Source organism: Mycoplasmopsis arginini, assembly GCF_900660725.1.
Taxonomy (GTDB): Bacteria; Bacillota_I; Bacilli_A; order Mycoplasmatales; family Metamycoplasmataceae; genus Metamycoplasma; species Metamycoplasma arginini.
The window spans coordinates 686,408-712,140 of sequence record NZ_LR215044.1 but is presented as its reverse complement, the minus strand read 5'-3'; the positions used below and the strand labels follow the sequence as shown (position 1 = coordinate 712,140).

The 25,733-nt window shown below is 26.4% G+C and carries 29 protein-coding genes; 11 read left to right on the top strand and 18 right to left on the bottom strand.

Annotation, left to right across the window (positions count from 1 at the left end; translation table 4 throughout):
* The first annotated feature begins 346 nt into the window (after nucleotides 1-346).
* From rpmH to yidC, 3 genes are read left to right on the top strand one after another with little or no spacing between them, the layout of a single operon-like run.
* Nucleotides 347-493 (top strand): 50S ribosomal protein L34, encoded by a 147-nt coding sequence (gene rpmH / locus EXC38_RS03215; protein ID WP_004416307.1) that lies wholly within the window; start codon nucleotides 347-349, stop codon nucleotides 491-493.
* Between the two features lie 38 nt (nucleotides 494-531).
* A complete protein-coding gene (gene rnpA / locus EXC38_RS03210) occupies nucleotides 532-864 on the top strand; it encodes a ribonuclease P protein component (RefSeq protein WP_004416310.1) in 333 nt (110 codons plus the stop codon).
* Nucleotides 848-2,887: a membrane protein insertase YidC gene (yidC, locus tag EXC38_RS03205; protein ID WP_129694792.1), complete on the top strand. Its 2,040-nt coding sequence runs from the start codon at nucleotides 848-850 to the stop codon at nucleotides 2,885-2,887. Before rnpA ends, yidC begins: the two co-directional genes overlap by 17 nt.
* 27 nt (nucleotides 2,888-2,914) lie before the next feature.
* Here yidC and EXC38_RS03200 read toward each other — a convergent pair whose 3' ends face one another.
* Nucleotides 2,915-3,319: a hypothetical protein gene (locus EXC38_RS03200; RefSeq protein ID WP_129694791.1), complete on the bottom strand. Its 405-nt coding sequence runs from the start codon at nucleotides 3,317-3,319 to the stop codon at nucleotides 2,915-2,917.
* Between the two features lie 107 nt (nucleotides 3,320-3,426).
* On the opposite strand from EXC38_RS03200, the gene EXC38_RS03195 reads away from it, so the two are divergent.
* On the top strand, nucleotides 3,427-4,431 hold the full coding sequence (locus tag EXC38_RS03195; protein ID WP_109246918.1) for a nicotinate phosphoribosyltransferase: 1,005 nt from the start codon (nucleotides 3,427-3,429) through the stop codon (nucleotides 4,429-4,431).
* Nucleotides 4,431-5,072 (top strand): hypothetical protein, encoded by a 642-nt coding sequence (locus EXC38_RS03190; RefSeq protein WP_129694790.1) that lies wholly within the window; start codon nucleotides 4,431-4,433, stop codon nucleotides 5,070-5,072. The genes EXC38_RS03195 and EXC38_RS03190 overlap by 1 nt, the downstream gene beginning before the upstream one ends.
* 91 nt (nucleotides 5,073-5,163) lie before the next feature.
* On the opposite strand, the gene EXC38_RS03185 is transcribed toward EXC38_RS03190, so the two are convergent.
* The 5 genes from EXC38_RS03185 to mutM form a co-directional block, all read right to left on the bottom strand.
* Nucleotides 5,164-6,099 carry a hypothetical protein gene (locus EXC38_RS03185; protein WP_129694789.1) on the bottom strand — a complete coding sequence of 312 codons (936 nt, stop codon included), beginning with the start codon at nucleotides 6,097-6,099 and terminating at the stop codon, nucleotides 5,164-5,166.
* A gap of 160 nt (nucleotides 6,100-6,259) precedes the next feature.
* Nucleotides 6,260-7,252 (bottom strand): bifunctional oligoribonuclease/PAP phosphatase NrnA, encoded by a 993-nt coding sequence (locus EXC38_RS03180; protein WP_129694788.1) that lies wholly within the window; start codon nucleotides 7,250-7,252, stop codon nucleotides 6,260-6,262.
* Complete coding sequence (locus EXC38_RS03175) at nucleotides 7,239-8,216, bottom strand: bifunctional oligoribonuclease/PAP phosphatase NrnA (protein WP_004416325.1); 978 nt, start codon at nucleotides 8,214-8,216, stop codon at nucleotides 7,239-7,241. The genes EXC38_RS03180 and EXC38_RS03175 overlap by 14 nt, the downstream gene beginning before the upstream one ends.
* Nucleotides 8,217-8,350: 134 nt before the next feature.
* On the bottom strand, nucleotides 8,351-8,590 hold the full coding sequence (locus EXC38_RS03170) for a Smr/MutS family protein (protein ID WP_060823437.1): 240 nt from the start codon (nucleotides 8,588-8,590) through the stop codon (nucleotides 8,351-8,353).
* A 1-nt stretch (nucleotide 8,591) separates the two neighbouring features.
* On the bottom strand, nucleotides 8,592-9,416 hold the full coding sequence (gene mutM / locus EXC38_RS03165) for a DNA-formamidopyrimidine glycosylase (RefSeq protein ID WP_129694787.1): 825 nt from the start codon (nucleotides 9,414-9,416) through the stop codon (nucleotides 8,592-8,594).
* 47 nt (nucleotides 9,417-9,463) lie between these two features.
* Here mutM and EXC38_RS03160 point away from each other — a divergent pair, with 47 nt between their 5' ends.
* Both EXC38_RS03160 and EXC38_RS03155 read left to right on the top strand, forming a co-directional pair.
* Nucleotides 9,464-9,931: an L-threonylcarbamoyladenylate synthase gene (locus EXC38_RS03160; RefSeq protein ID WP_129694803.1), complete on the top strand. Its 468-nt coding sequence runs from the start codon at nucleotides 9,464-9,466 to the stop codon at nucleotides 9,929-9,931.
* A 1-nt stretch (nucleotide 9,932) separates the two neighbouring features.
* The gene (locus EXC38_RS03155; RefSeq protein WP_060823435.1) at nucleotides 9,933-10,397 is read left to right on the top strand and encodes an RpiB/LacA/LacB family sugar-phosphate isomerase; all 465 of its coding nucleotides are present in this window, start codon (nucleotides 9,933-9,935) and stop codon (nucleotides 10,395-10,397) included.
* 38 nt (nucleotides 10,398-10,435) lie between these two features.
* Here the strand turns inward: EXC38_RS03155 and EXC38_RS03150 are convergent, their stop codons facing one another.
* From EXC38_RS03150 to infC, 4 genes are all read right to left on the bottom strand, one after another.
* The gene (locus tag EXC38_RS03150) at nucleotides 10,436-11,833 is read right to left on the bottom strand and encodes a DUF2179 domain-containing protein (RefSeq protein WP_223213803.1); all 1,398 of its coding nucleotides are present in this window, start codon (nucleotides 11,831-11,833) and stop codon (nucleotides 10,436-10,438) included.
* Between the two features lie 198 nt (nucleotides 11,834-12,031).
* Entirely contained in the window at nucleotides 12,032-12,391 is a 360-nt protein-coding gene (rplT, locus tag EXC38_RS03145) for a 50S ribosomal protein L20 (protein ID WP_004416335.1), read from the bottom strand.
* A 26-nt stretch (nucleotides 12,392-12,417) separates the two neighbouring features.
* On the bottom strand, nucleotides 12,418-12,606 hold the full coding sequence (rpmI, locus tag EXC38_RS03140; RefSeq protein WP_004416337.1) for a 50S ribosomal protein L35: 189 nt from the start codon (nucleotides 12,604-12,606) through the stop codon (nucleotides 12,418-12,420).
* 1 nt (nucleotide 12,607) lies between these two features.
* Nucleotides 12,608-13,270, bottom strand: coding sequence for a translation initiation factor IF-3 (infC, locus tag EXC38_RS03135; protein ID WP_004416338.1), 663 nt, complete (start codon nucleotides 13,268-13,270; stop codon nucleotides 12,608-12,610).
* A 471-nt stretch (nucleotides 13,271-13,741) separates the two neighbouring features.
* Here infC and EXC38_RS03130 point away from each other — a divergent pair, with 471 nt between their 5' ends.
* Entirely contained in the window at nucleotides 13,742-15,649 is a 1,908-nt protein-coding gene (locus EXC38_RS03130; RefSeq protein ID WP_129694785.1) for a S41 family peptidase, read from the top strand.
* 72 nt (nucleotides 15,650-15,721) lie between these two features.
* Here the strand turns inward: EXC38_RS03130 and EXC38_RS03125 are convergent, their stop codons facing one another.
* The 8 genes from EXC38_RS03125 to rsmD all read right to left on the bottom strand — a co-directional run bounded on the left by EXC38_RS03125 (nucleotide 15,722) and on the right by rsmD (nucleotide 22,003).
* On the bottom strand, nucleotides 15,722-15,931 hold the full coding sequence (locus tag EXC38_RS03125; protein ID WP_060823431.1) for a TM2 domain-containing protein: 210 nt from the start codon (nucleotides 15,929-15,931) through the stop codon (nucleotides 15,722-15,724).
* Between the two features lie 259 nt (nucleotides 15,932-16,190).
* Nucleotides 16,191-17,450 carry a type I restriction-modification system subunit M gene (locus tag EXC38_RS03120; protein ID WP_060823430.1) on the bottom strand — a complete coding sequence of 420 codons (1,260 nt, stop codon included), beginning with the start codon at nucleotides 17,448-17,450 and terminating at the stop codon, nucleotides 16,191-16,193.
* A 27-nt stretch (nucleotides 17,451-17,477) separates the two neighbouring features.
* Entirely contained in the window at nucleotides 17,478-18,128 is a 651-nt protein-coding gene (locus tag EXC38_RS03115; RefSeq protein WP_129694784.1) for a ribulose-phosphate 3-epimerase, read from the bottom strand.
* 17 nt (nucleotides 18,129-18,145) lie between these two features.
* Entirely contained in the window at nucleotides 18,146-18,994 is an 849-nt protein-coding gene (gene rsgA / locus EXC38_RS03110) for a ribosome small subunit-dependent GTPase A (RefSeq protein WP_004416347.1), read from the bottom strand.
* A 10-nt stretch (nucleotides 18,995-19,004) separates the two neighbouring features.
* Nucleotides 19,005-20,009 carry a serine/threonine protein kinase gene (locus tag EXC38_RS03105; protein ID WP_129694783.1) on the bottom strand — a complete coding sequence of 335 codons (1,005 nt, stop codon included), beginning with the start codon at nucleotides 20,007-20,009 and terminating at the stop codon, nucleotides 19,005-19,007.
* A 2-nt stretch (nucleotides 20,010-20,011) separates the two neighbouring features.
* On the bottom strand, nucleotides 20,012-20,758 hold the full coding sequence (locus EXC38_RS03100) for a PP2C family protein-serine/threonine phosphatase (RefSeq protein ID WP_129694782.1): 747 nt from the start codon (nucleotides 20,756-20,758) through the stop codon (nucleotides 20,012-20,014).
* A 5-nt stretch (nucleotides 20,759-20,763) separates the two neighbouring features.
* Nucleotides 20,764-21,387 (bottom strand): guanylate kinase, encoded by a 624-nt coding sequence (gene gmk, locus EXC38_RS03095; protein ID WP_057236188.1) that lies wholly within the window; start codon nucleotides 21,385-21,387, stop codon nucleotides 20,764-20,766.
* A 67-nt stretch (nucleotides 21,388-21,454) separates the two neighbouring features.
* Nucleotides 21,455-22,003 carry a 16S rRNA (guanine(966)-N(2))-methyltransferase RsmD gene (rsmD, locus tag EXC38_RS03090; protein ID WP_129694781.1) on the bottom strand — a complete coding sequence of 183 codons (549 nt, stop codon included), beginning with the start codon at nucleotides 22,001-22,003 and terminating at the stop codon, nucleotides 21,455-21,457.
* A 101-nt stretch (nucleotides 22,004-22,104) separates the two neighbouring features.
* Between rsmD and EXC38_RS03085 the strand changes: the two genes are divergently transcribed.
* The 3 genes from EXC38_RS03085 to EXC38_RS03075 are packed head-to-tail and all read left to right on the top strand — an operon-like array spanning nucleotide 22,105 to nucleotide 25,717.
* Nucleotides 22,105-24,174, top strand: coding sequence for an MYPU_1760 family metalloprotease (locus EXC38_RS03085; protein ID WP_129694780.1), 2,070 nt, complete (start codon nucleotides 22,105-22,107; stop codon nucleotides 24,172-24,174).
* Between the two features lie 54 nt (nucleotides 24,175-24,228).
* The gene (gene fmt, locus EXC38_RS03080) at nucleotides 24,229-25,083 is read left to right on the top strand and encodes a methionyl-tRNA formyltransferase (RefSeq protein ID WP_129694779.1); all 855 of its coding nucleotides are present in this window, start codon (nucleotides 24,229-24,231) and stop codon (nucleotides 25,081-25,083) included.
* Nucleotides 25,073-25,717 carry a uracil-DNA glycosylase gene (locus tag EXC38_RS03075; protein ID WP_129694778.1) on the top strand — a complete coding sequence of 215 codons (645 nt, stop codon included), beginning with the start codon at nucleotides 25,073-25,075 and terminating at the stop codon, nucleotides 25,715-25,717. Before fmt ends, EXC38_RS03075 begins: the two co-directional genes overlap by 11 nt.
* Nucleotides 25,718-25,733 lie beyond the last annotated feature (16 nt).

Sequence of the window (25,733 nt, the reverse complement as noted above, 5' to 3'; positions counted from 1 at the left end):
ATTTTAAAATTATATTTTAAATAGCAAATTTTGTAAATCAAAATTAATTATTTTTTTCAATTACTGACATTTTACTGACATTAAACCTTTGATTTTTTTGGCTTAATTTAAGTTCAAAAAAATACAAAAAATACTTAATAACATTATTTTTATAAAAATAGTATTCAATGTTTAAAACTCCTGTTTTTAAAATAGAAAATTATTTAAAAATTAATTAAATTTTCTTTAGTAGTTTCTTATATTAACTTTATTAATTTATTAATTAATAATTTGGTTTTTATATTTTTAACTTTTTTGGTAAAATATTAGAAGTATTTTTAAATAAACATTTGAAAAGGAGAGATTCATGAAAAGAACATATCAACCTAAAAAACGTAAACACATTAAAGTGCATGGTTTTATGGCTAGAATGCAAACAAAAAATGGCCGTAAAGTTTTAGCAGCAAGACGTGCAAAAGGAAGACGTAGACTAACTGTATCAGATGAAAAATAGTTTGATACTTTTTATTAATTCAAAATAATTAAACACATATGAATAAAAAAAATACTGTTAAAAAAAATTGAGAATTCCAAAGAATTCTTAGTGGACATAATCAAGTCATTTCACGAAATTTAATTATTTATTTTACTAAATCTAATTTTTTTAGATGCGGAATTTCAATACCAAAGCAATTTGCTAATGCAGTTGAGAGAAATCACTATCGAAATCAAATTAGATCTATTTTAAGAAAAATGGACATAAGCAAAATAAATTATGACACCGTTTTAATAGCTAGAAAAAACTTTTTTTCTTTATCATGAGATGAAAAAGTTCAAGCTGTTCATAAAATCTATGAAAGGATAACTGATGGCAAAGAGAAATAGTTCTAAACATTACGATTCTTTTAGAATTAATCAAACGCCTGAAAGTAAACAACCTAAAGCTATTTGAAAAAAGATTTGAAAATGAGTAAGAGTAGTTTTAATTTTCTTCTTTATTTCAATTGGACTTGTAGGTTGCGTTCAGTCAATTGCTACTAAATCAGGTACAAAAGTCGGTTCAGGTCAAGAAATATATACAAAAAGTGATTATATTTCTCCTAATATTGCTACATTGAGATGAAATAAAGAAAAAAACGAATTCTTTGTCCCAAACTTAAATAGCGATGCCGGTGTAGTAGCTAACACATATCTAGGTCTTGAAGATGAAAAACAAATTAAATCTTTAAGAGAACAAGATGCAAAAACTGGAGGACAATACGGAATTTACGGTGGTTCTTCATTTGCTTTACAATTACAAGCCCCAAAAGAAGGAAGTAACACTTTTTCAAATCATTCAAAAGATTGAAAAAATATTTCAAATATTGAAATTAAGGATGAAGATGGACATAGAGGTGTTATTTACGGTAATGGTGCAAACCATATTTACCTAAACTTTGGTAATGACAAGGGTGAAGGTAGAACTAAATTCTATAATCCTGTAAGCAAAATCAATGATGTATATTTACCTTATGCAATTAGTTTTGAAACTTACGAAAAACATACTCCAATTGAGGGTTCAACCGAAAGTAAAATTGAAGTTATAACAGACTTTTCACATATTAAAAATATGGAATTAGCAAAAGTTAATCTTACAGGGATTGCTGGCTCAAATATTTATAACTTATTCTTAGCTGATATTTTTACTTCATTATTGGCAGAAACATTTAAATTATGAATAAATGATGATAAAAACAGATCTGGTTTCGCTGAAACCTTATCAGCAAAAACTGGAAAATCAATTGCTGAATTAAGACAATTAGATAAATATAGCTTAATAAAAGAATGAAATGACTTTATTATTAGTTATAAAGAACTTATTGGTCCAGGTAAAGGATTAAGTGAAAAAGATGGCGAAAGACTTAACACATTATTCCTTTCAGCATCTTCTATGATGAAAAACTATGCTGGAATGGTTTCTTTAAATCAATCACTATTTAAAACACAAGATAGTAAATTAGAAAAAGAGATTTCAACATATAATTTTTCTTCTATTAACGAAGCAGGTAACTATTCACCAGATAGTTGAAAAAATAGACTAATGTCTGCAGATGCTTTTGTGCCTAATAAACCAATTACAACCTACAAAGAACATTGAGAACAAGGTCCATTCTATGGATTCTTCGTATATCCAGTAGCCCAATTTATGAACTCAATTATTAGAGCATTAGGAACCACTGGATGAAGTGTTGTATTAGCTTTAGTTGTAACCGTTATTATTGTTAGATTAATAACATTCTTCCTAACACTAAAAACTGTATTTAGTTCAAATAAAATGGAAGAATTAAACCAAAAGAAAGCTAAAATTGAAGCTAAATATGAAGCTTACAAAGGCGATAAACAAATGAACCAACGTAAGCAAATGGAAATTAGCGAACTATATAAGAAAGAGAAAATTTCGCCTGTTGCACAATTAATTTCTTCATTTATAACATTGCCTATTTTAATTGTTGTATTTAGAATTATTTCTACATCACCTGAAATTAAACAAGCAACATTATATACAATTCAACTTTCAGCAACTTCAATCTTTAGAATTTTCAAAGTCGGAGAACTACAATACTTACCAATTGTTATTCTTTCGGTAGTAATTCAACTAATTGCACAGTTTATGCCGAAGATTTTAAGATGGCGTAAAAAGAAATCGCTTCGTGCTGATGCTTATCAAAGAGCAGCAATGAAAAAATCAAACAAGAAAGCAATTTTAATTCCTATTATCTTTGCCTTCATAGGTTTATTCTTTAGTGCTGGTTTACAAATTTATTGAATTATAGGTGGTATTTTTACAATAGTTCAACATATTGTTGTTCATTATATTCAAAAAACAAAATGATATAAAAATAAATTACAACCTTTCCTATTTAAATAAGAATTAATAAAAACAACAAGCAAATAATTAAGCCTGTTGTTTTTTGTTTTTCTTTTGTTTCTTTGTTTTTTCAAAATAATTATACATTCTTGTAGCAGAGGCAATTGTGCAATAAAATGAAACAAAAGGGATTATAAAAATAGCAGATAATAAAAAATAATAATGTAATTTAGAATCATTTATTTCTTTGGCGTATTTTAATCCATAGATTGATGTAACAATAATCGAAATAATACTTAGGCCAAAAAGAATAGTAATTATAATGTAGGCCGGATTTACTAGTCAATTTCCTTTAGTACTTTTATTACTTACATAAATAGCAAGTAAAACTCCGATAAAAGCGACTAATAAAACTAAATAAATCATTCCAACAAAAAATTGTGATTTACATAACTTTTGAGCATTGATTGTTTTCTTTTGAATATTGTCCATTTTAATCCTCTTTAATATTGATTTGCGATAGTTATTAATATATAATTAATATATTATATTACAATTAAATAACTTAACTTAACAATATAAGAAAACAAGAAGGTGTTATGAAATTAAAAGATTATATTTCAATTTATTTTTTTAAGACCAAAAAAATAGCTGAAAAACATCGCCGTAATGAGATTGTAACATTACAATTTTTTCAACGGCATAACAATGTTAAACTTTGCGGAATAAACGAAGTTATTCGCCTTTTATGTAAAAATACTGATACCTCTAAATATAAAATAAAATATTTAGAAGAAGGATCAATTATTCATAATCGTGAAGTGGTCTTAGAATTGGAAGGACATTATTATGACTTTGGAATTTGAGAAGGAATTATCGATGGAATTTTAGCTCGGCAAACTTCGATAGCAACAAATGCATATAACGTCGTAAAAGCAGCAAATGGAAAAAATGTTGTAAGCATGGCTGATCGAGCAGATCATTATATTAATCAATTAAATGATGCTTATGCACTGAAGGTTGGAGGTATCTATAACCATTCAACTTTAGCATCTTCTAATCATAACAAAGCACATACATTCGGAAGTATGCCTCATGCATTAATTCAAATGTTTGAAGGTGATGTTGTTAAAGCTGTTGAGGCATATCATAAAACCTTTCCAGAAGATGATTTATATGCTTTAGTAGATTTTCATAATGATGTTATATCAGACTCTTTAGCTTGCTTAAAAGCTTTTAAAAATAAATTAAAAGCAGTTAGAATAGACACGTCAAAAGCCTTAATAGATAAAATGTTTAGCGAAGGCGAGGCGGAATATGGTGTAACTCAAAATCAAGTAAAAAGATTACGTGAAGCCTTAGATGCTAACGGCGGTAAACATGTAAAAATTACAGTTTCTTCAGGTTTTAATGCAAAAAGAATTAAAGAATTTGAGGACGAAAATACTCCGGTTGATACCTACGGTGTTGGCGCTTCATTATTAAAAATATGAGTTAATTTTAGTGCAGATGCTACAAAATTAAATGATAAGTTTATTGCTAAAGAAGGCAGAGGATATTTAAACAACAAAAAATTAAAATTATATAAAGGAGAAATAATCTAATGGATGAAAAGGCAAAAAAGAGTTTTAAAAAAGATACAATTTTTAACATCTTTGGATTTATATTTATTTTTCTTTTCTTAATTATTGGTATTATTCTTTTCTTAACGGCAGCGAAGGTTTTTGGAAACATAAATAAAGGTGGAGTAATATCTTCATATATTTTTGGATCAATTTTTACTATTATTTTTATTTTAATAATTGTAAAAATATTTTTAATTATTAAAGCAGAAAATAAATATGCTAAAAAGGCAGTTGATGTTAATAAAATTTTTGCCGAATATAAACTTAATGATGAAGAAAGAGAAATAAATAATTTGTTTTTAGAAGAATATAGCAAGGAAATTTCAAGCCTAAATATTTATTTTGCTGCTTTTGCCGAAATAGAACAAAAACACTATAAAAAGGATCTTGATATTAATTCGCCAAAAGTAAGAATGTTAATGCAAAAAATGATTATCGATGGAATTAAGGAATTTGGATATTTTGATTTATATTTAGTCATTGATTTTTCAAAAAGTTTAAATAAGAAATTTGTATGAAAAGGTGATTTTAAAAAGTATAAAACTTATTTTGATTACATAAGACAAATTTATCATACAGCCGATGATTATATTTACGAAAAGAATTTTTTAAAAAAATAATTTTGAAATTTAAAATAATGAAAAAACCGGCCAGGGGTCGGTTTTATTTTGTTTAATGTTTAGGCATTACAAAATATCTTATTTATATTAATTATTTAATTTGAAAGCATTTCATCTTTTGAAAGTTATTGATTTCATTTTGATAAGAAATGCTAAGTGCTTTAGTAATAAATGAGAAAACTATTAAAATAAATAAAACAATAATTGGAGTTTGAACATAAAAAAATAAAAATAAAACTAATGAAGATATTAAGGTTATAAATAATGAATTTATTATTCAAAGTGCTAAATTTAATTTCTCGTTTTTTTCGGTTGCTATATTTATATTTTTAAAATGTAATATAGGAAAAATGCTTGCTTTAATTGAATTATTATTCATTTTTAAGTAAGTAAATAAAAGCAATTTTGAAAAGACAAAAAGAATACCTGATAATGTAAAAATATTTATACAAATGCTAAAGTAATTATATTCTACATCGTAAAAATCAGGGTTTGTTTTTCCTATAGTTAAATATAATGAAAGTCAAGTTATAAAACTAATTAGAAACAATAAGAATAAACTTAGGTTAATAACATTAACAATAACTAAGAATAATTTAATCTTATTTACTTTCTTAATAACAAGGCTTAATTGATATAACATTCATAAAGTTAAAATGCACATTGCTATTGCAAATTCCGGTGAATAAAATATTATTTTTCTAGTTAATTGAAAACCAGCAAAGAATAAAACTCAATAACTAACGATAATAAATAATGAAAATGCAAAATTTAAAATTGTTAATTTATGTTCATTTGATAAAAATCAGCTTTTTTTCTTAAAGGAGAAGAACTTTCTTAAATCATCTTTATTTTGTGTGATTAAAATATTAATTGTCATTCATAATGGTATAGCAAATATTAAGCCAACGTGAGCATAATAACTAAGCATGTCAAAAAAATCTCTAAATACTAACATACTAATACCGATGATTAAAGATATTAGTGTAAATAGATAATAACTTATTTTTTGTTTAGAAATCAGCATATATATCCTCTTCATAATCTCCTTTAGTAAATTTTGTTTATATTCTAATTTTAAACCAAACGACTTGGAAAAGGTGAAAATGACATTTTTTGACTATTTGTTTAAAAAACAACCTTACAAAAAGGTTGTAGTTTGAATATTTTAATACTATTAATTAATTTTAATTATTATCGTAATTTTCTAAAATTGTTATTTCTTTTTCTAAATCAGAAACAATTTGAGGAATTAGATTTTCATCTTTAATTTGCGCACCAGAAGCTCTGTGGTGTCCACCACCGCCTCATTTAACAGCAACATTTCTTACACATGCTCCAGTTGATCTAAATTCACATCTGATTTGGTTTTCTTTTTCTTGTGTAAAAAATACTCAGGCTTTATTATCATCAATTGAAGATAGTACAAAAGGACGGTTTGCCTTTAAAGGGTCGTTAATACCAAGTTTTATTTGATCTTCTAGAGAAAAGTAAAATGATACAATACCATTCTTAATTTTCATATTTTGTTGAATGAAGGCATTAATACGAATGTCTTCCAAAGATTTTTTAGCCATGTTTTCATGTAATAAATCTTTTTGGGCACCTTTTGATCATAATCAAGCAACTAAAAACATTGTTTTATCATTAGTTAAATTAGTTGTTAATCTTACAGAATCGGTGTAAATTCCTAAATATAAATAAGTTGCAGCTTTTTCATTAACTCTTCAATTTAGACCATAAGCAATTTCAGCAACTTGTTGAGCAGCAGCAGGTGAATATCTATCAACTCAAACTAATGAAGCATTTAAATCATCATCATTTGGATGGTGATCAATTCTAATTACTTCGTCAAAAATATTATTATCTAAATATTCACGGCATTCTAATCTTTCTTTAAAATTAGCATCAACAATAATTGCTAATGAATCGTCTAACTTTTTAAGTTCTAGATCATCCATTGGAAAATCTAAATAAGGATAAATACCTTTTGTATCTCCAACTGTATAAACTTTTTTATCTGGAAAATTTTCTTCAATTAAATTTTTCATCCCAAATTGTGAACCCAAACAGTCACCATCTGGTCTAATGTGATGAAAAATTACAATATTATTATGACTTTTAATTTTTTCTTCAATTTTTTTAAAAATTTCAAGTCTCTCATTGCTAATTATTATCATGTTTTAAAACCTCAGCTTTTAAGTCTTCAATTAACGCCTTCATTTCACGTTTTGAATGACATGTTGCTCCAGAAGCAACTTCGTGCCCACCGCCTGGTTTGTAATTTGCACAAATATGATTAATTCAGATTCCATTTGATCTTACACGCGCTCTAATATTACCATCTGGTAAATCAATAAATAAAACTCAAATTTTGCAATCGCCAATATTTGCTAAAATGCCAACATCATTAGCTTCATTATCATTTAGTTTAAATTTCTTTTGAAGTTTCTTTGTAACGTGGAAATATAAAACTTTACCATCGCTTTTGTAGTTTAATAAAACATAAGCAGCAAATCTTACTTTTCTTTCATCTCTTTTTGAAAGTTCAAAGTTAACATCTCAAACTTTAAAGTTATTTCCTTTATGTAAATAAGACATTACATCAAATGTTCTTTGTTGAACATATTCATATTGGAATCTTCCTGAGTCTGTATTAATACCTAAATATGTGTATTTAGCAGCTTTATCAGTAACTATTCATTTTGATTTCATTGCAATATATGCAATTTGTTCTGCGGCAGCAGCAAAAGTTGCATCTTCTCAAGTATAGTCATAGTTAATATCTGGATCAACAGGGTGGTGATCGATTCTTAACATATGAGTAAAGTTATTATCTAAAATGTATTGTGCAAATTGAATTCTATTTGATGAATTAGCATCAACAACAACACCAAGTGAGTTTTCAAAGCATTCTTTTGGAACATCTTCAAACTTATCAAAATCTCATTCAAAGAAAGGAAAAATTCCTCCAGTATCCCCAAATACAAAGACTCTTTTTTCGGGATAGTTTGTTCTAATTAATTCTCTTAAACCAAATTGTGAACCTAAACAGTCTCCATCTGGTCTAATATGATGAAAAATAAAAATATTATCATGAGCTTCAATTGCTTTTTTAGCAATTTCTCAAGTATTTTTAGCCATATATTCTCCTATTAAAATTAATTTATTAAATTGTATATTAGTTATTTTATATTATAAATAATTATAAATGATTATCAACTCACCTAATTTATTTTAATAAAAAAAGAAAAGCATAACTTTCCTTTCTATCTGTTTTATTTGCGATAAACTCTAATGATCGAATGATTAGAATTAATAAAATCAAATAAGTATCCTTCTTCTTCTAATAGATCACTAACAACAAATTTTAACGTCCCTGTTCCATTTCCTACAATAATGTCAAAAAATTCATAAAATTCTTCTTGCTCTAAGCTAAATAATGCATTTAAAACATTAACAATGGCTTCCTCACTAGTTTGCCCGTGTAAATCAATTGTAAAAGAATAAAAACCCATGTTAGTATTCCTTTTGACAATGGGGGCATAAATATGTTCCACGCCCATTTACTTTTATTTTAATTGTTTTATTATTACATGATAAACAAGATTTGATATTATCACTATGAATTAATAAAAAGTTTTGAAATTGACCAGTTTGCTCATTAAAACTTTCATAGGTATGAATTGTCGAACCACCAAGTTCAAAACTTTTGTCCATTATTCTTTGTCCATTTTTCAATATATCTTTTAATTGTTCCTTAGAAATATTCTTACTTTGGCTTTGGGGATGAATTTTGGCCGCAAATAAAGCTTCATCTACATAAATATTTCCAAGGCCTGCAACATTTGTTTGATCCAATAATTTTGTCTTGATTGCTGTTGTACTATTTTTAAATTTTTCATACAATTTATCAATATTAACATCTTTGGGTTCTTCATCAATTTTACTTAATGGTAAAATTTGATCATAGTTATTTATATTTCTTAAATGAAATGTTCCAAACATTCTACTATCTAAGTAAACCAATTCACTTTGGTCTTCAAAAATGAATTTTGCAATCAAATGTTTAGGTTCCTCATGTTTTTCTTGATAATAACGATATTTACCTTCCATTCTTAAATGTGAAAGTAAAACTTTATCATTATCAAAATAAAAAATAATATGTTTACCTTTATTTTCTATTTTGCTTATTGTTGCATTTTCTAAATTATTTTGAAAATATGGAATATCATATTCCTTAAAAAGTTTAGATTTAATTACTTCTAATTTAAATAATTTTTTATTTAAAACTGTCTCGTTTAAATTTTTGACAACAGTCTTGACTTCTGGTAATTCTGGCATAGTATTATTATATACTTTTACTTATTATAATGTTATATAATATGATTATGTTAAACAAATATAATAAATTATTTATATCAACAACAGATACTGTTTTAGGTATTGGTGGTCCTGTTGATAGAGAAACTGAAAATTTGATTTATGAAATTAAAGGAAGGGACAAAAATAAAAAATTAATTATTTTGGTTGCTTCGCTTAAACAAGCGCGCATGTTTAAGCAATGAAATCCTGAAGCTGAAAAATTAGCTAAAAAGTATTGGCCAGGTGCTACAACTTTAGTTGTTAATGATCAAGGCTTCAGGATGCCTAATCAACCTTTATTGTTAGAGTATTTAGAAAAAAACGGCCCTGCGTATATGTCAAGTTGCAATCTATCTAATGCTCCAGTATGTAAAACAATTGAGAATGCAAAAATTATTTTCCCAGAAATAACTAACGTATATAATTTTGGGGAAATGAGTCAAAAGCCAAGTCAAATTATTAGAGTTGAAGATGGCGAAATTTTAAGGAAATAAAATGGGAAAAAATATTGTTAAAATTACAAGTGACCACGCCGGTCACAATGCTAAAATGGAATTAGCTGATAGACTAGAAAACCAAGGATATCAAGTAGAATTATTTGGTTCTAAAAGCGAAAGCGAACCAATTTCTTATGCCGAAGTTGGTGCAGAGTTTGCTAAAGAAGTCAAAAAAGATTTAAACCGTGATGACACTAAGTTTGTTGCTTTTTGTGGTTCAGGTATTGGAATATCAATGGCATTAAATCGCTTTAAGAATATTAGATGTGCAAGAGTAACTAATGAGGAAGAAGCCAGATTATCAAAGGCACATAATAATTCAAACATTTTATGTATGGGCGGAAGATTACTTTCTGGCAACGAAGTCGAAAATATGTTTCACACATGAGAAAATACAGAATTTGAAGGTGGAAGACATATTGCTCGTATTAACAAACTAGATGAACTAGGACAAGACGAATAAATAAAATCAGGTTTTCATATCAAAACCTGATTTTTTAATTATGACTCAACCTTTGAAGTATCAAATTTTCCAATAATATTATGAACTCTTGAAACTGTCATTCAAGCATTAGGATCAGCTAATAAAATTTCATTTTTAATTAAGTTTTGTTCTAAATATAGGGCAAAAGTTTCAATTTTAACCGTTTCAGTATTTGTATAACCAGCAACAAGTTTATCGATATTGTAACCATGTCAATAATTAATTAATTTGAAACGATCAATAATTTTTTCTGGGGTTTTACTATATATTTCAATTCTAATCTTACGATATTTAGGAAAAATTAATTCAATAAATGAGATATAAATAAACACATAAGCAATAGAACATAAAATTCTTAATAATAAACCAGCTACGTTAAATGGACGATCGGCAGATATACCAAGTAATTCTACGATAGTAATTGTTACAATTGAAAAAGCTCCAAATATTAAAGCAACAATTGTTGAAATGTGACCTACAGATTTTTGTTTAACTCTTGAAATATAATAAACAATAAAATCTCCGCCAGCAGTTGAAGCTGAATTTTTTCAGGCAATTCCACCAGCAATACCAGCCATACCAGCACCAATAACTGCGTAAACAATAATTGGTCAAGTAGGGTTTCCAAAACCATTTCCAATTAAATGTTTAAAGTGTGATAATTGTTCAAATTGAGATTGAGTTAAATGACTAATATAACCCAATTCTCTTGAAATACCCGCATGTAGAGAATTATTTAAATCAAGAATATATAATCCTTCTGAATTAGGTGTTGGTAAACTATTCATTCAATCAAATAAATTATGATAAGAATTAGCATATGTCCCATAAACATCTCAAGGAATTAAACTTTTGAAATCGTTGGTAAAGTTTGATTCGCTTGGTGAAATTCAGTTTACATAATAAATTGAAATTTTATGGAAGAAGTGACCAACTGGCCCAATTAATAAGATCGATTGAAATGCGACTTGTCATAATAACCAATAAGTTGTAAGTATCATAAACATTCTTGAATTTTTATTTCAAAAAATTATAATCAATGGCAGGTTTAATAAAAAGTAAATGTAAGCAAAGTATGGTGCTGTAACTGAAACTGTAAAAGTTAAGGCTTGAACTAATGCGGAAACACCAGTTGCAACAGTAGCAGCTTTTGCAAGGAATGTCGCTATAGCAACGTTATATAAAATTGCTGAAAGAAAGACCATTAACATCTTCTTAGGAAATTTTTTTCAAACATTAAAAAAAGTTACGCCATATGGATTTAAATCATATGGAACATTTGAAGGGAGTTTTTTATTTTTACGTTTTTTGTTCTCTTTTTTTAGTGCAATAAATTCTTCTGTTTTAAGTTGATTTGTTTTTGCAAGATCCAACCTTACTTCATTTGATGAATTTTTATTTTTCTGTATTCTCATATGTCCTCAATTATGGTAAAAATAATAACACAATTTAAAATCTTTTATGTATTTATACATAAAATTTTTATTATTAAAAAGATATTGATTTAAAACCTTGTATTCATAATTTTACTACTTTAAAATTTGAGATTAAAAAATGGTTTGGTTTTTATATAATAAAAAAATAAACCTGGCTTTTTACCTAGGTTTATATTATTATTTTGAAGATAAAGCTTTTTTAGCTGATTCAACGATTCTTGAGAATGATTCTGGGTAGTTGATTGCTAATTCTGAAAGCATTTTTCTGTTAATGTTAATGTTAGCTTTACTTAATCCTTCGATTAATCTTGAATATGTAATTCCGTTTGTTCTTGCAGCTGCATTAATACGTGCAATTCATAATTTTCTGAATTCACGTTTAACTTGTTTTCTGTCTCTAAATGCATATGTTCATGATTTAACAACAGCTTGTTTAGCAACTCTGTAACCGATTGATTTGTGTCCTCAGTAACCTTTAGCTAATTTTAATCATTTTGCACGTCTTCTTCTTGTAACTATTCCGCCTCTTGTACGCATAATATTTCCTTTCTTAAATTATAAAATTAAATTAATTCTTTGTATCTCTTGAAATCAGATGCTGATAGAGTTGATGATTTACGAGATTGACGTTTTTGTTTTGTTGTTTTGTTTTGTGCTAAATGTGAACGGTAAGCGTTTCCACGTTTAACTTTACCGGTTGCAGTTATTTTAATTCTCTTTTTTAAACCGCTTTTGGTTTTCATTTTTGGCATGTTATTCTCCTTGTTGTTCTGAAGGTTCGTTATTTTTTTTGTTTAAAGCTTCAACTTTCTTCTTATCTTTTTCTACATACATATCTAGAAAACGATCATTTACTAAAGTTGCTTCTTTTGATACTTTTGCAATGTCTTCAATTAAAACATAAAATTTGTTTAATATGTCTTCACCAAGATCTGTTCTGCTACGTTCTCTACCTCTGAATTTAACAGATACCTTAACACGGTTACCTTCTAAAATAAATTCACGCGCTTTACGTGCTTTTGTTTCTAAATCGTGTTGACCAATTAAAGGTGTTAATCTAATTTCACGATTAATTGTTACTGATTGTTTTTCTTTGACAGCTTTTTGTTTTTTCTTCTTATCATATTTGAATTTTCCATAATCCATAATTCTAGTAATTGGTTTATTATTTTCAATTGAGATAAGTACTAAGTCCATTTTATAATCAGATGCTTTATCAAGAGCTTCTTCTTTTGTTAAAACACCAATCTTTTCATTATCTGGGCCTAAAACAAAAACTTTTTTATAAGGTATTTCGTTATTAACGACGTGTTCTGATTTTGGTTTTTTGCTTTGATTGTTTGCAAAATTTGAGTTATCTTTTGGTATAACTTCCTCCTTAAAATAAATAAAAAGTGGGTTTAGACCACTTCCCAAAAACTACATAATAAATATTCTTTATGTGTAGCGACCCAGCAAAAAATCACTTAGGTGAGAAATGAATCTACTTATTGCTATTAAAAGCGTTTATATTATACTATAAATTAAATTTATATTATAAAAATACTTTAAATAATCAAAACAAAAGAATAATTAAATTTTAAAATTTTTTGAATGTAAAAATTATTCACAAAATTTTAAAGTGATAAAATATTACATTTTTATTTTTTTTACATTAAATTTGTATTTTTTAGATTTTTTCATAAAAAACAAGCGGTTTCTTATTTATTTTTTAAATTCTTTTTTAAAAAATTAAAGATGAAAAATTTAAGCCCTGTTTTTAATATATATTTCATATATATTAGAGACTATTAAAAATAAAAATTGCTCATTTTTAGATTTTTTTAATCTTTTTTTAAAAAAGTATTAATATAAAAAATGTATATTAAACTACAAAGAAAGGTATTTATGAATAAATCAAGAAAAGCTAAATTATTAAATTATTTATTACCATTAGCTACAGTTGGTTTAGCACCAGTTGCGATTTTATCTGCAAGTTGCCAAAATAATGCTGCATCTAATGATGAATTAGAAAAAATTAAAAAGGAATTAGAACAAAAAGAACAAGAACTTCGCGAAAAGAATGAAAAAATCGAGCAATTAGAAAAAGAAAAGAAAGAAAACGAAGAAGCCACTCCGCAAAATGATAATGCTGTTGAGGTAGAAGTCTCAGCTCACAATTTTAAAAACTTTAATCAAGAATATACAATTAAAGAAAAAAATGATGTAAATGCTTACAAGATTAAAGATGATAAATCTAAAGTTGTTTATGTCGATTTAGATGAATTTTTAAAAGTATTAGATGGCTTAGTTGATCTAGAACTATATAGTTCATATATAGACGAAGTTAAAAATAGAAAGGTTTACTTATCAAAGGAAAAAAATGGTAAAACATTAAATAAACTAATCATTGATTGAAAAGAAAACAAGATTTTTACAACAAACACTTCATTCTTCCATGAAATTCTTAAACCACAAGAATTAACAGATGGTAATCAATTCTTAGAAATAGATTATGAAAGTAAAAATGAAGATGATAAGGGAGTATCTTTTGATCTTGGAAAATATCATATGGATATTTTATATAAAGATGGTAAGTTATTACTTCCATTCTCAGTATTCAATACTTTATTTATGAGCCAAACATTTAATAATATTTACTTTAATGGTAAAACATTCACAAACCTAGAAGCTGGTTTAGATTCTTGGGGCCCAATTGAAGATGAACCTCGAACAAGAATTAGACATGACTCTGGATTAAGCGGACAAAAAGCCACTGTTGAAGAACGTAAAGCTAACTTTAACCATTTAGCATTTACAATGGACTATTTCTATGGATTAAAATACTATAAACAAATTGAATCATTTGAATCATTTATTAGTGCTGAAGATAAAGCTAAATTACTTTCAACAGATCCTGAACAATATAATAAAGCATATGTAAATATTTTTCACAAACAACTAAATGAATTGCATACAAGACTAAATTCATTTTCATACTACGAAACTCAATGAGATCAAGAACTAGAAAAAAAATTACAATATCCAAATGATTATAGTAAATACCGTATTGATTTTGAAAACAACAGAAAAATGTTAGTTGACAAATTTGAAAAGAAATTTGGTAAAAAAATTAGTAACTTTGGTCCAGACGATTACATTCGTTACCACGGAAATACCGCTATAGTAACATTATTACAATTTGAAGATGGTACTCAAGAAGATATTAAAGGACCAGATGCTTGAAAATATGATACATACTTCTTAATGCGTCATTTAATGTCAGAAGTATCTAAAAAACCAGAAATTAAGAATATTGTTTTAGATATTGCTATAAATGGTGGTGGTAGTGTTAATTCAATGGTTAGAACATTAGGATTTATGACTGATAAACCAATTCTAAATCGTGAATTTGATATTTTAAATAGAAGAGGCGATTTAAGCAAATCTAAAGTTGATACCGATGGTGATAATAATTATGATGGTGATGCTTATGAAAAATACAACTGAAATCTATTAGTAAGTTTAAACACATTTAGTGCGGCTAACCAATTAACAAGTATTGTAAAAGAAATGGGTATTGCGAAAATTATTGGTAAAAGAACCGGTGGTGGTATGTCTGCTATTATGCCAATTACTTTAATTGATGGAACCACAATTACAATTAGTTCACCAAATAATGCCGTTTTTGGTGAAACTAACAAAGAAATCGAAAGTGGTGTTGAACCAGATATTAATTTAGAATACGATGATTTCTATAACGATAAAAAAATAAATGAAGTTTTAGAAAAAGCTAAAACTAACCAAAGTGCATAATAAGAAATTAAATATAAAAAAGTTAACATGCCGTTAACTTTTTTGTTCTTATTTTTAGGATTATTTCAATATTTACCACTTGCGGATTAATTGACCTTGTCCGTCTCTTTGAGCGCCACAAACTGCTAAAATAAAGTCAACAAGTGCTCAAATTCCAAATCCTCCGGCTGTAAGTAATTTTAGTACTCCCAAAATAATTCTACCGCCGTAAAATCTATCAATTCCTAGTCCACCTAAGAAAAATGATAGAAGTGTTAGAATTGTTCTGCTTTTTTCTGACATATTTATTCCTTTCTAAAATCATTTTACCTATTTTTATAATTTATTTTATAAAGTTTTATTTTTATTATTATTTGTTCAATTTGCGTACTTTTTAAAAAATAAAAACAGCAAAGAAAGTTTGCTGTAAAAGGTTTGTTTATATTATTAAAATTAGTTTAAAAATTTATAGAAAAACACTTTTAATTTATTTGTTAATTCAACAATTTTAGTTATATTTTCTTCTGTTAATTTATTAGTCTTGGTTTCTTTTAAAAATTCGTTATATGCATCAATAAAAAATACATGTTGAAATTGAGGTTCCAAAAAATAAGTTAGATGGTAATTGAATAACTGTATCAACAACGTTTTTGTTTTCAACCATTCATCTTCTAATATCAGCCTCAGCCCCAGAACGATATAGTGTGCCAGGAAATTCAACAATTGCTGCTGTACCATCTGCAGATAAATGGTTAATCATATGTAAAACAAAGGCTAAATCAGCTTTTGATTTTGGTGCTAAAGTTGTAACTGAAAATCTTTCATCATTTATTAAAGTCGGATTAGAATCACCATCTCATTTAATTGAATAAGGAGGATTAGAAACAATTGCATCAAAAAGTTTTTCATCAATATGTAACGGGTTAGTCAAGGTATCGCCAAGGCGAATATGAAATTTATCAAAATTAATATCATGCAAGAACATATTAATTCTTGCTAAGTTATATGTTGTTAAATTAATTTCTTGTCCACTAAATGACTCTTTAATATTTTCTTTACCTAATATTTTTGCATATTTTAATAATAAAGAACCAGACCCACAACATGGGTCATATACTTTATCTATTTCCGTTTTATCTTTTTTATTTTCATCATTAAAATTAATCAATGTTAATCTAGCTAATAACTCAGATACTTCTTGAGGTGTAAAAAATTCTCCACCAGATTTACCTGCAGAAGATGCATACATAGCCATTAAAAACTCATAAGCATCATCAAATACATCAATAGTATTATCTTGATAATTTCCTAATTCTAAATCTGAGATATGTTTTAAAATGCTATATAGTTTTTTATTTCTTTCAATAACCGTTGCTCCTAAACGAGTGTTATTGGTATCCATATCACTAAATAAACCTTTAAAATCTTCTTCAGAAGCTGTTCCAATAGCCGAACTTTCTATTTCTTTGAAAATATTATTTAATATTTCATTTAAATTTTCATTATCTTGACCATTTTTAACAACATTAATAAATAATGAAGAAGGTTTAATAAAGAAACCTTTTTCTTTTATTAATGTTTCTTTAGAATTAATTGCATCCTGATCAGATATTAAGGCATAATCAAAAGCAGTATTACCTGCTTCACGTTCATTATCATTGATATATTTTGTGATATTTTCGGAAATAAAACGGTAAAAAAGCGTAACTAAAACATATTGTTTAAAATCTCAACCATCTACTGATCCACGCAACTCTTCAGCTATTTTTCAAATAGAATTATGAAGTTTTTTTCTTTCTTCTTGTTTTTTATTATCAATCATATTGTTTCCTTTTTTATTTAAGCTAGATTATTCTAATAATTTATCAATTGTTTCTTTAGAAAAATTTTTGACTAAGAAAGATCCCACAACAGCTAAATCAACGCCAGAATCAAAACATTTTTTAATGTTAAAATCTTTAACTCCACCATCAATTTCAATAATAGTATTTAAATTATTTTTATCAATATATTCTTTTAACATTTTTACTTTTGTATATGTATTCTCAATAAAACTTTGGCCACCTCTACCAGGATATACACTCATTGGTAGAACTAAATCAAAATTTTTAAGTAAGGGTAAAATTTTATCAACTTCTGTATCTGGATTAAAAGCTATCCCAATTTTTACATTGTCTTTTTTTGCTTGTTTTATTAATTTTTGGATTTGGTTTTCATTTTTAAAGGCTTCATAATGAAAAGTAAGAATTGCATCAAACTTTTTAAATAAATCATAATAATAATTTATATCTTTGACCATTAGATGAATATCCATTTGATGTTTTGGGCATTTATTATAAATTTGTTCTATTTCTTTATATGATAAAGCTTGATTGGGAACAAATTCTTGATCCATAACATCATAATGAACATTGTTAATATTTCATTCAATTAGTTTATTAACATAATTAATTAATTCATCTTTTGAAACATCTAATATTGATGGACTAATTTTTTTCATAATATCTCCTTTATAAATTAATACATTGGTTCAAGCATACGTTTAATGAAACTAATGTAGTTGTCATATCTTTCTTTTTTAATTACTCCACTTTCAACTCTTTTTTTAACTTCGCAATCTTCTAATTTTTCATGATAATGTCTACAACCTCTAAATTTACAAAATACTGAAGCTTCTCTAAATGAATTAAATGCTATTGGCATTTCATCAATTGTTAAATCAAATTCAATTGATGAAAAACCCGGAGTGTCAATTATTTCACCACCACCAAAGTCAATTAGACTAACTTCGCGAGTGGTATGTTTACCACGATTTAGAGCTTTTGAAATAGCCTGTGTTTCAAAATTAGTTTTAGCTAAATAGTTAATTAATGTTGTTTTACCAACTCCCGTTTGTCCAACAAAAAAACTTGTTTTATGTCTAAATAATTCACATAACCCATCAAATCCAGTATTATCTTCATAGTTGATTTCAAACACTTTATAGCCTTGATCTTTGTAATAGTTAATCTTTGATGTTGAGGTTAAATCTTTTTTAGTTAAAACAATAATCGGTTCAACATTTTTGTTCTCAATAATTATTAAAAATTTATCAACTAATTGTGAACTAAATTCGGGTTCAACTAATGACATGACTACAATTGCCTGATCAACATTTGCTATTTTAGGACGAATAAAGAAATTTTTTCTACCTAAAATATGATGAATCAAACCATCTTTTTCAAATTCAACATTATCACCAACAATAGGTTTCATATCTAAAAGTCTTAATTTACCCGAACCGCGTACACGGTAAACTTTTTTATCTTCAAATGATTTAACATCATAAAAGCCTGCTACTGATTTAACAATTTTGCCTTTTTCCACTTTACCTTCTTTACTTTTTAAAATAATCTACTAAAAAAATAATTAAATAAATTAATAATCCAACTGCAGCACTAGAGCCTAAAGTTATTAAGGCTATTGTTAAAGATTTACTAATTTTTCTTTTTTTATTAACATCCTTGTTTGATAAATCCAAACGTTTTTCTAAAGCTGCTTGTGGCTGTAAACAATGATTTAAATCACTTATTATTTCCACACAATTCTTATATCGATCTGATGGGTTTTTTGCTGTACAGCGGATAATAATATTTTCAACTGCTTGTGGTATTGTTTTACCTACACCTTCTAATGGTGGTATTTCGCCATTAATTTGTAATAATAGCACTGCTTGAGCATCAATTCCTTGATATACAGGATGACCTGCCAACATTTCATAAAGAATCATTCCAAAAGCATAAATATCACTTTGAATTGATGCTGTTTGACTTCTTGTAGGAATTTCAGGAGCAAGATATTGAACCGAACCAACAGTTTTATTATCTGCGGTTACCCTTAAAGAATCATCGCTTAAAGAAATTCCAAAATCAATTAATTTAACAGTGTTTGTCTCTGATTCAATTAGGATATTACTTGGTTTTAAATCCCGATGAATAACATTTGCTAAATGAATGTCAGCTAAGCCTTCGCAAATTTCTCTCGCTATCCTTACCGCCTCTTCAACGGGAATTTTTTTATACTTAGAAATTAAACTTCTTAAATTAATACCTTTAATTAATTCCATTGCATAATAAGATTCGTTTTCACTAACATAATAACCAATCATTCGCACAACGTTTTTAGAGTTTATTGTTTTTAGTACATTACATTCATTTTTGAATCTTATTTGATTAACTTCTTTTTTGGTTGCATCAAATACAGTTAATATTTTAATTGCCATTCTTTTACCTGTTTTTTTGAAAGTTGCTGAATAAACCTCGCCGTATCCGCCACTTCCAATTAAAACAAAGTCTTCAAAGTGTTTGTTAACATTATCATATTTATCTAATCTTTTTAACATATTTAAAACTCCAACAATAAAACAGTAAGATTGTCTTTTGACATATTTGTTTTAGCAATTTTTATTAACTTTGTACATTTTGATTCTAAATCTAATTTTTTATCTTGCAATATTTGTTCAATATTTGGTTTATCAATATAATCATGTACACCATCTGAGGTCAATAATAAGTATTTTACTTTCTCATCACTTTTTAATAAAAAACTATCGCACTTCATTGTCTTTTTAGGTCCTAAACAACTTACTAATTTATTAGCATCAGGTAATAATTTGGCAGATTCAATGTCAACATTCTTAATTTTAACAAGTTGATGCAATAGATTTTGGTCTGTAGTTATCTGATGAAGTAACCCATTATAAGCATAGGTCCTTGAATCACCAATATTAAATATATAAGCTTCTTTATTTAAATTAAAAACCAGGGCAGCTGTTAAAGTTGTCCCCATGTCTTCATAATCTTTATTATCTTCAACAATTTTCTTTAATGATTTTTTAACATAGCTTAACGCGTTATTAAATCATTTATTAATAGATTTTTTATCATCGAAATTTATATCCTTATTAAAACGTTCATAAAAGTATTTGAAAAGATAGTCTATAGTTTTTTGTGAACATAGCGAACCCCCAAAATGGCCTCCCATTCCATCACATAAAACTGCAAGACTTCAATCGCCCAAAAAAGCAATTGAAGCATTATCTTGATTTTCTTTTCGAAATTTTCCTTTATCAGTTTTAATAATATAATCCATTTATCCTATGCCTTCCTACCAGCTTCGCCTTGATCATTAGCTTCAATTATATGAGCAAAGTTATCTTTAATGATTTCTTTAATTTTATTAACTGTGTCTTCGATTGAATTATTCACAACTACATATTTAAACATTGATGAAAGAATAATCTCTTCTCTTGCCTTGTCTAATCTTTTTAAAATTAAATCATATGTTTCTGTATTTCTTGTTTCAATTCTTCTTTCAAGTTCAGTTAATGAAGGTGGCATTAAGAAAATTGAACAAATTTCATCTTCTCTTCCTTCTTTACGATATTTTTCAATTATTTGTTTTGCTCCGTTTGTTTCAATTTCTAAAAATGGAATTTTTCCAGAACTAAGAATATTTGAAATTTCTGAATATAAAGTTCCGTAATAATTATCAAAATGTTTTGAATACTCTAATAGTTTATTTTCTTCAATGAAAGTTTCAAAAGTTTCGCTTGGAACAAAATAATAATGAACACCATCAATTTCACCTTCACGTGGTTTTCTTGTAGTGATTGAAACTGACAATTTTAATTTTAAATCTTGATTAGTAAATAAACTTTGTTCTACAGTGCCTTTTCCAACACCAGAAGGACCAGTAAAAATAATTAACTTTTTCTCCATATTTTTCTCCTTATTTATTTTTAAATTAAGACAAATTATTATATTAATAATCAATTATACATTTTTGCTATGATTTTCTTCTAATAAAGTAAATATATATTTTTCCATATTTCTTCATTTTTACAATTTCAAAGCCATTTTTTTCATATAAAAAATCTTGTCAATCTGTTTCGACAATAATCTGACCTTCCAATTTTATCATCCCATTTTCTGTTAAAATATCAATACATTTAACCAGTAACTCCTTCTCAATAAAAGGAGGATCTAAATAAACAAAATCAAATTTCTTCTCTAAATTTTTCTGTAAAAAAGTTAAAGCATCAGTGTTAAAGACCTGTAAGTTTTCCTCGTTTAAACTTGCTTTATTTTCTAAAATAATTTTATATGCAGCGCGATCTTTTTCAACACAAGTTGCTTTTTTAGCACCTCTTGATAATGCTTCTAAACAAAAAGAACCCGATCCTGAAAATATATCTAAAAATTCTTTACCTTCAATATCAAATTGGATTGAAGAAAAAATTGCTTCCTTAGCACGATCAACAGTTGGTCTTGTTGTAGTTTTTGATGGTTGTTTTAATATTCTTGAACGGTATTTTCCTGCAATAATTCTTAACATAATAATAATTATAATAATTTATAAAAATAGTGTAATATTTAACTTATTAAATATTTATAATTTTTCTATTATAAATGGGTAATTAATGAAGGGAAAATAATATGGCAGAAAAACAAAAATCAAAATTTGGAAAATTTTTATTAGGACTATTTATTAGTGCAGTTACTTTAGGTTTTTTAGGTACTGCTGGTTATTTTACTTACAATGCAATTTTTAAAAAAAATAAAGCCCAACACTCAGACGAAGGAGGAATAACTCCCTTAAATCCTGATGAAAATCAAGATGGTGAAGATAATGTTGAAATTAACAAAAGCAAAAATATTGTAATAGAAAAAAGAGAATCAGATAATGCTTTAATTTTCAATAGAAAAGATACAAATGATTCAAATGATTTAAATAAAAACTTTGTTATTGGGAATTTATCTTTTTTAGAAAAACCTGTAGCTAAAGATAAAAATAATAATCCAATATATTTCTTAGGGCAAAAAGGTTTAAAACTATTAAATGATATGTTTAAAAAACGTGCAATTTTTGGACCTGAAATTAATGCTGTTAAACTTATAAATATTAATGTTAATAATTCTCATATTTCCGATGATAGAACTAATGGCGCGTATTTTCCTTCTTCAAAAGAAATTTTTATTTTCCTTAAGGGCATTTTGGATGAAAACCTAGAATTACTAAGTAAGCCAGTAGAAAAAAGGGTTGAAATGATTTTTGGCGTCCTAATGCATGAATATACTCATCATATTGATAATATGTATAATAAAGCAATCAAAAGAGATGATCCACTTTCTAACAATGACTTAATTGAGTACGATGGTGATCATGATCATAAACACTTTGAAGTAAACAATGAAAAATTTTTAAGTGAATTTAGATTTAATCTTAATTACATTGGAAATGCCGGGGATAATCGTTTATTAAGAAGTAATGAGGATTTTTACTACGATAAAGATCAGATTCCTGTTTATCGCTTTTTTAGTGCTAATGATTTATTTAGAGCTGCAAATGTTAATATTGATTTAAGTGAAAAGAAAAAATATGAAATTTTAGATAGCAAGAAATATTTCTTTAATAACAATAAATATCAAGGAATTACTTTTTCTTCTCCAACTTCAATTAAAACTATTAGATATACATTTTCAATGACTGAGCTTTTTCCAAGAGAAATTATTAAATTATCTTTAGGGCCAAATGCTTGATTTTATAATCCTAGCCGTAGCTTGACTGAAAACTTCTTTTACTTCCAAAAAGAAAATAAAAAATTACCAGGCTTAATTTTTAATGCCGCTGGTGATGATATTTTAAAAAACCTGGCTTTTTTACAAAAAACTACCTACCCTCTTGATCGAGAATTAGTTACTTTCGCTTCAAACTGAGTTTTTAAAGATCAAATAGAGAATTTTAAATCTAATATTTTAAATCACGAAACTAACACCTATGAAAAACCTTTTAAAAATGTCGGTGATTCTAGACAAAAAGGATTATTTAAGGCCTATATCGATTTAATGGGTTGAGGTGAATTAATAAGTTTTACAAATTATAATTTAAATAATAATAAAAAGGATTATATTAATTTTGGTGGTTATTTTCAATTACCTAAAAAACTATTAGAAAGTAAGAAATTAGATAATGTAAAATCTAAAATATTTTTAGTAGATAAGGACGACAAAAACAACTTTATGTCACTTGATTATAATATTAATGATTATAACTTTATAAGTAAAAAGAAATGAAACTCAATTTTTCAATATCACAAGGATAATACAAAACAAGAAGACTACTGAGATGAATCTTGAATTTATCCTGATTTATTTAATAAAGATTATCAATATGTTTCTTATTTTATAAATAACATTAATAAAAATACTTTAAAATCTAAATTTAAAAATAAGAAATTTGATATTAAACTCTGAATTGATTTAGATAATAATGGAGAATATGACTTGAATCTAAAAGATAACAAGGAAATATTCTCGTTATTAAATGATAATAATTGAAATAATATGGGGAACAACTTCTTTACAAGATACCAAAATAATAAACGACGCACAACAACTTATCGAAAATCAGAATCACAACATATTAACTCACTAGAATATGAAGTATTTAAAATGTCTTTAGACACTAATGATAAAAAATATTATTATTCAATCGAAAATTATTAAGCCAATAATAATTGGCTTTTTATTTTAATCCTATTTATCAAGTATAATTTTTTTATGAAAAAAATTAGAATAGTTTTAGCTGGAACAGGTGAATTTTCAAAAACAATTTTTAAATCATTAATTTTGGATTCAAGATTTGAAGTGCTTTGTTTGATAAGCCAACCAAACAAAAAAATGGATAGAAATAAAAATATTATTTTGACCCCAATAGCACAATTAGCTAATGAGTTTGGTTTAAAAATTTTTCAACCAAATAAAATTAAAGAAATTTATGAAGACTTAAAATTATTAGAATTTGACTTTTTTATAACAGCATCATTTGGTCAATTTATTCCAAATAGCATTTTAAGTTTACCTAAAAAATTGGCATTAAATGTCCATGGGAGTTTGTTGGAAAAATATCGTGGCGCGTCACCAATTCAATATACTTTATTAAATAACGACCAAATAACGGGGGTTTCCTTAATAGAAATGATTGATAGAATGGATGCCGGCGATATTCTTAAATCATTTCAAATTAAAATAAAAGCAGAAGATACTGCCTTAGAACTTTTTGATAAACTTGCAAAGAAAACATCATTAGTTATTGGCAATTGACTTGAAGAAATTTACAACAACAATTTTGAACGTAAAATTCAAAATGAAGAATTAGTTACTTTTGCGCCTAAAATTCAAAATGAAGAAGCGGAACTTTTTACAAATATAACTTGCCAACAAGCATTAAATAAAATAAGAGCTTTTAATGATCAGCCAGGTGCTTTTATTATTTATAACAATAAAAGATTAAAAATTTTTAGAGCTAGCTTATCAAAAATAAAAACACCAATTAAAATTGAATTCTTAGATGGTTTTTTATACTTAATTGAATATCAATTTGAAGGAAAGAAAAAGGTTATTTATGAAGTTTAACTTTATAGATTTTTTATCCTCTCAAAAGAAAGAAAAATATTGAGAGAATATTGAAAAAGTGATATCAAAAGATAATTTTGTGCCAAGCAAAGAATTAATTTTTGCTGCTTTTGATAATTTCGATTTTGATAATTTAAAACTTGTTATTATTGGTCAAGATCCATATCCGACTAATAATAATGCTGATGGCCTTGCTTTTTCTACCAACAACTTAAAAACTCCGGCTTCACTCAAAAATATTTTTTTAGAAATTAAAAACTCTTATCCGAATTCAACTTTTTTAACCAATAATTTAAGTGCTTGAAAAAATCAGGGCGTTTTACTTTTGAATACAATTTTAACAACAGAGGAAAATAAAACTCTTTCTCACAAGAATATTGGATGAGAAATATTTAACATTAACTTATTAAAGAAATTGATTTTAATAAAACCTAATACTTTGTTCTTAACTATGGGAAAAGATGCTTTTGATTTTATTAAAGAACTTAATGTAAATGAAGATTTAATTTTTAAAACTCCTCATCCTTCGCCGCTTTCTTGTTGAAGAGGTTTTATTGGAAGTAATGTTTTTAAGAAAATTAATGACAAACTAAAACAATTAGGTAAAAAAGAAATTGATTGAAGTACAAAATAACATAATTAAAATAAAA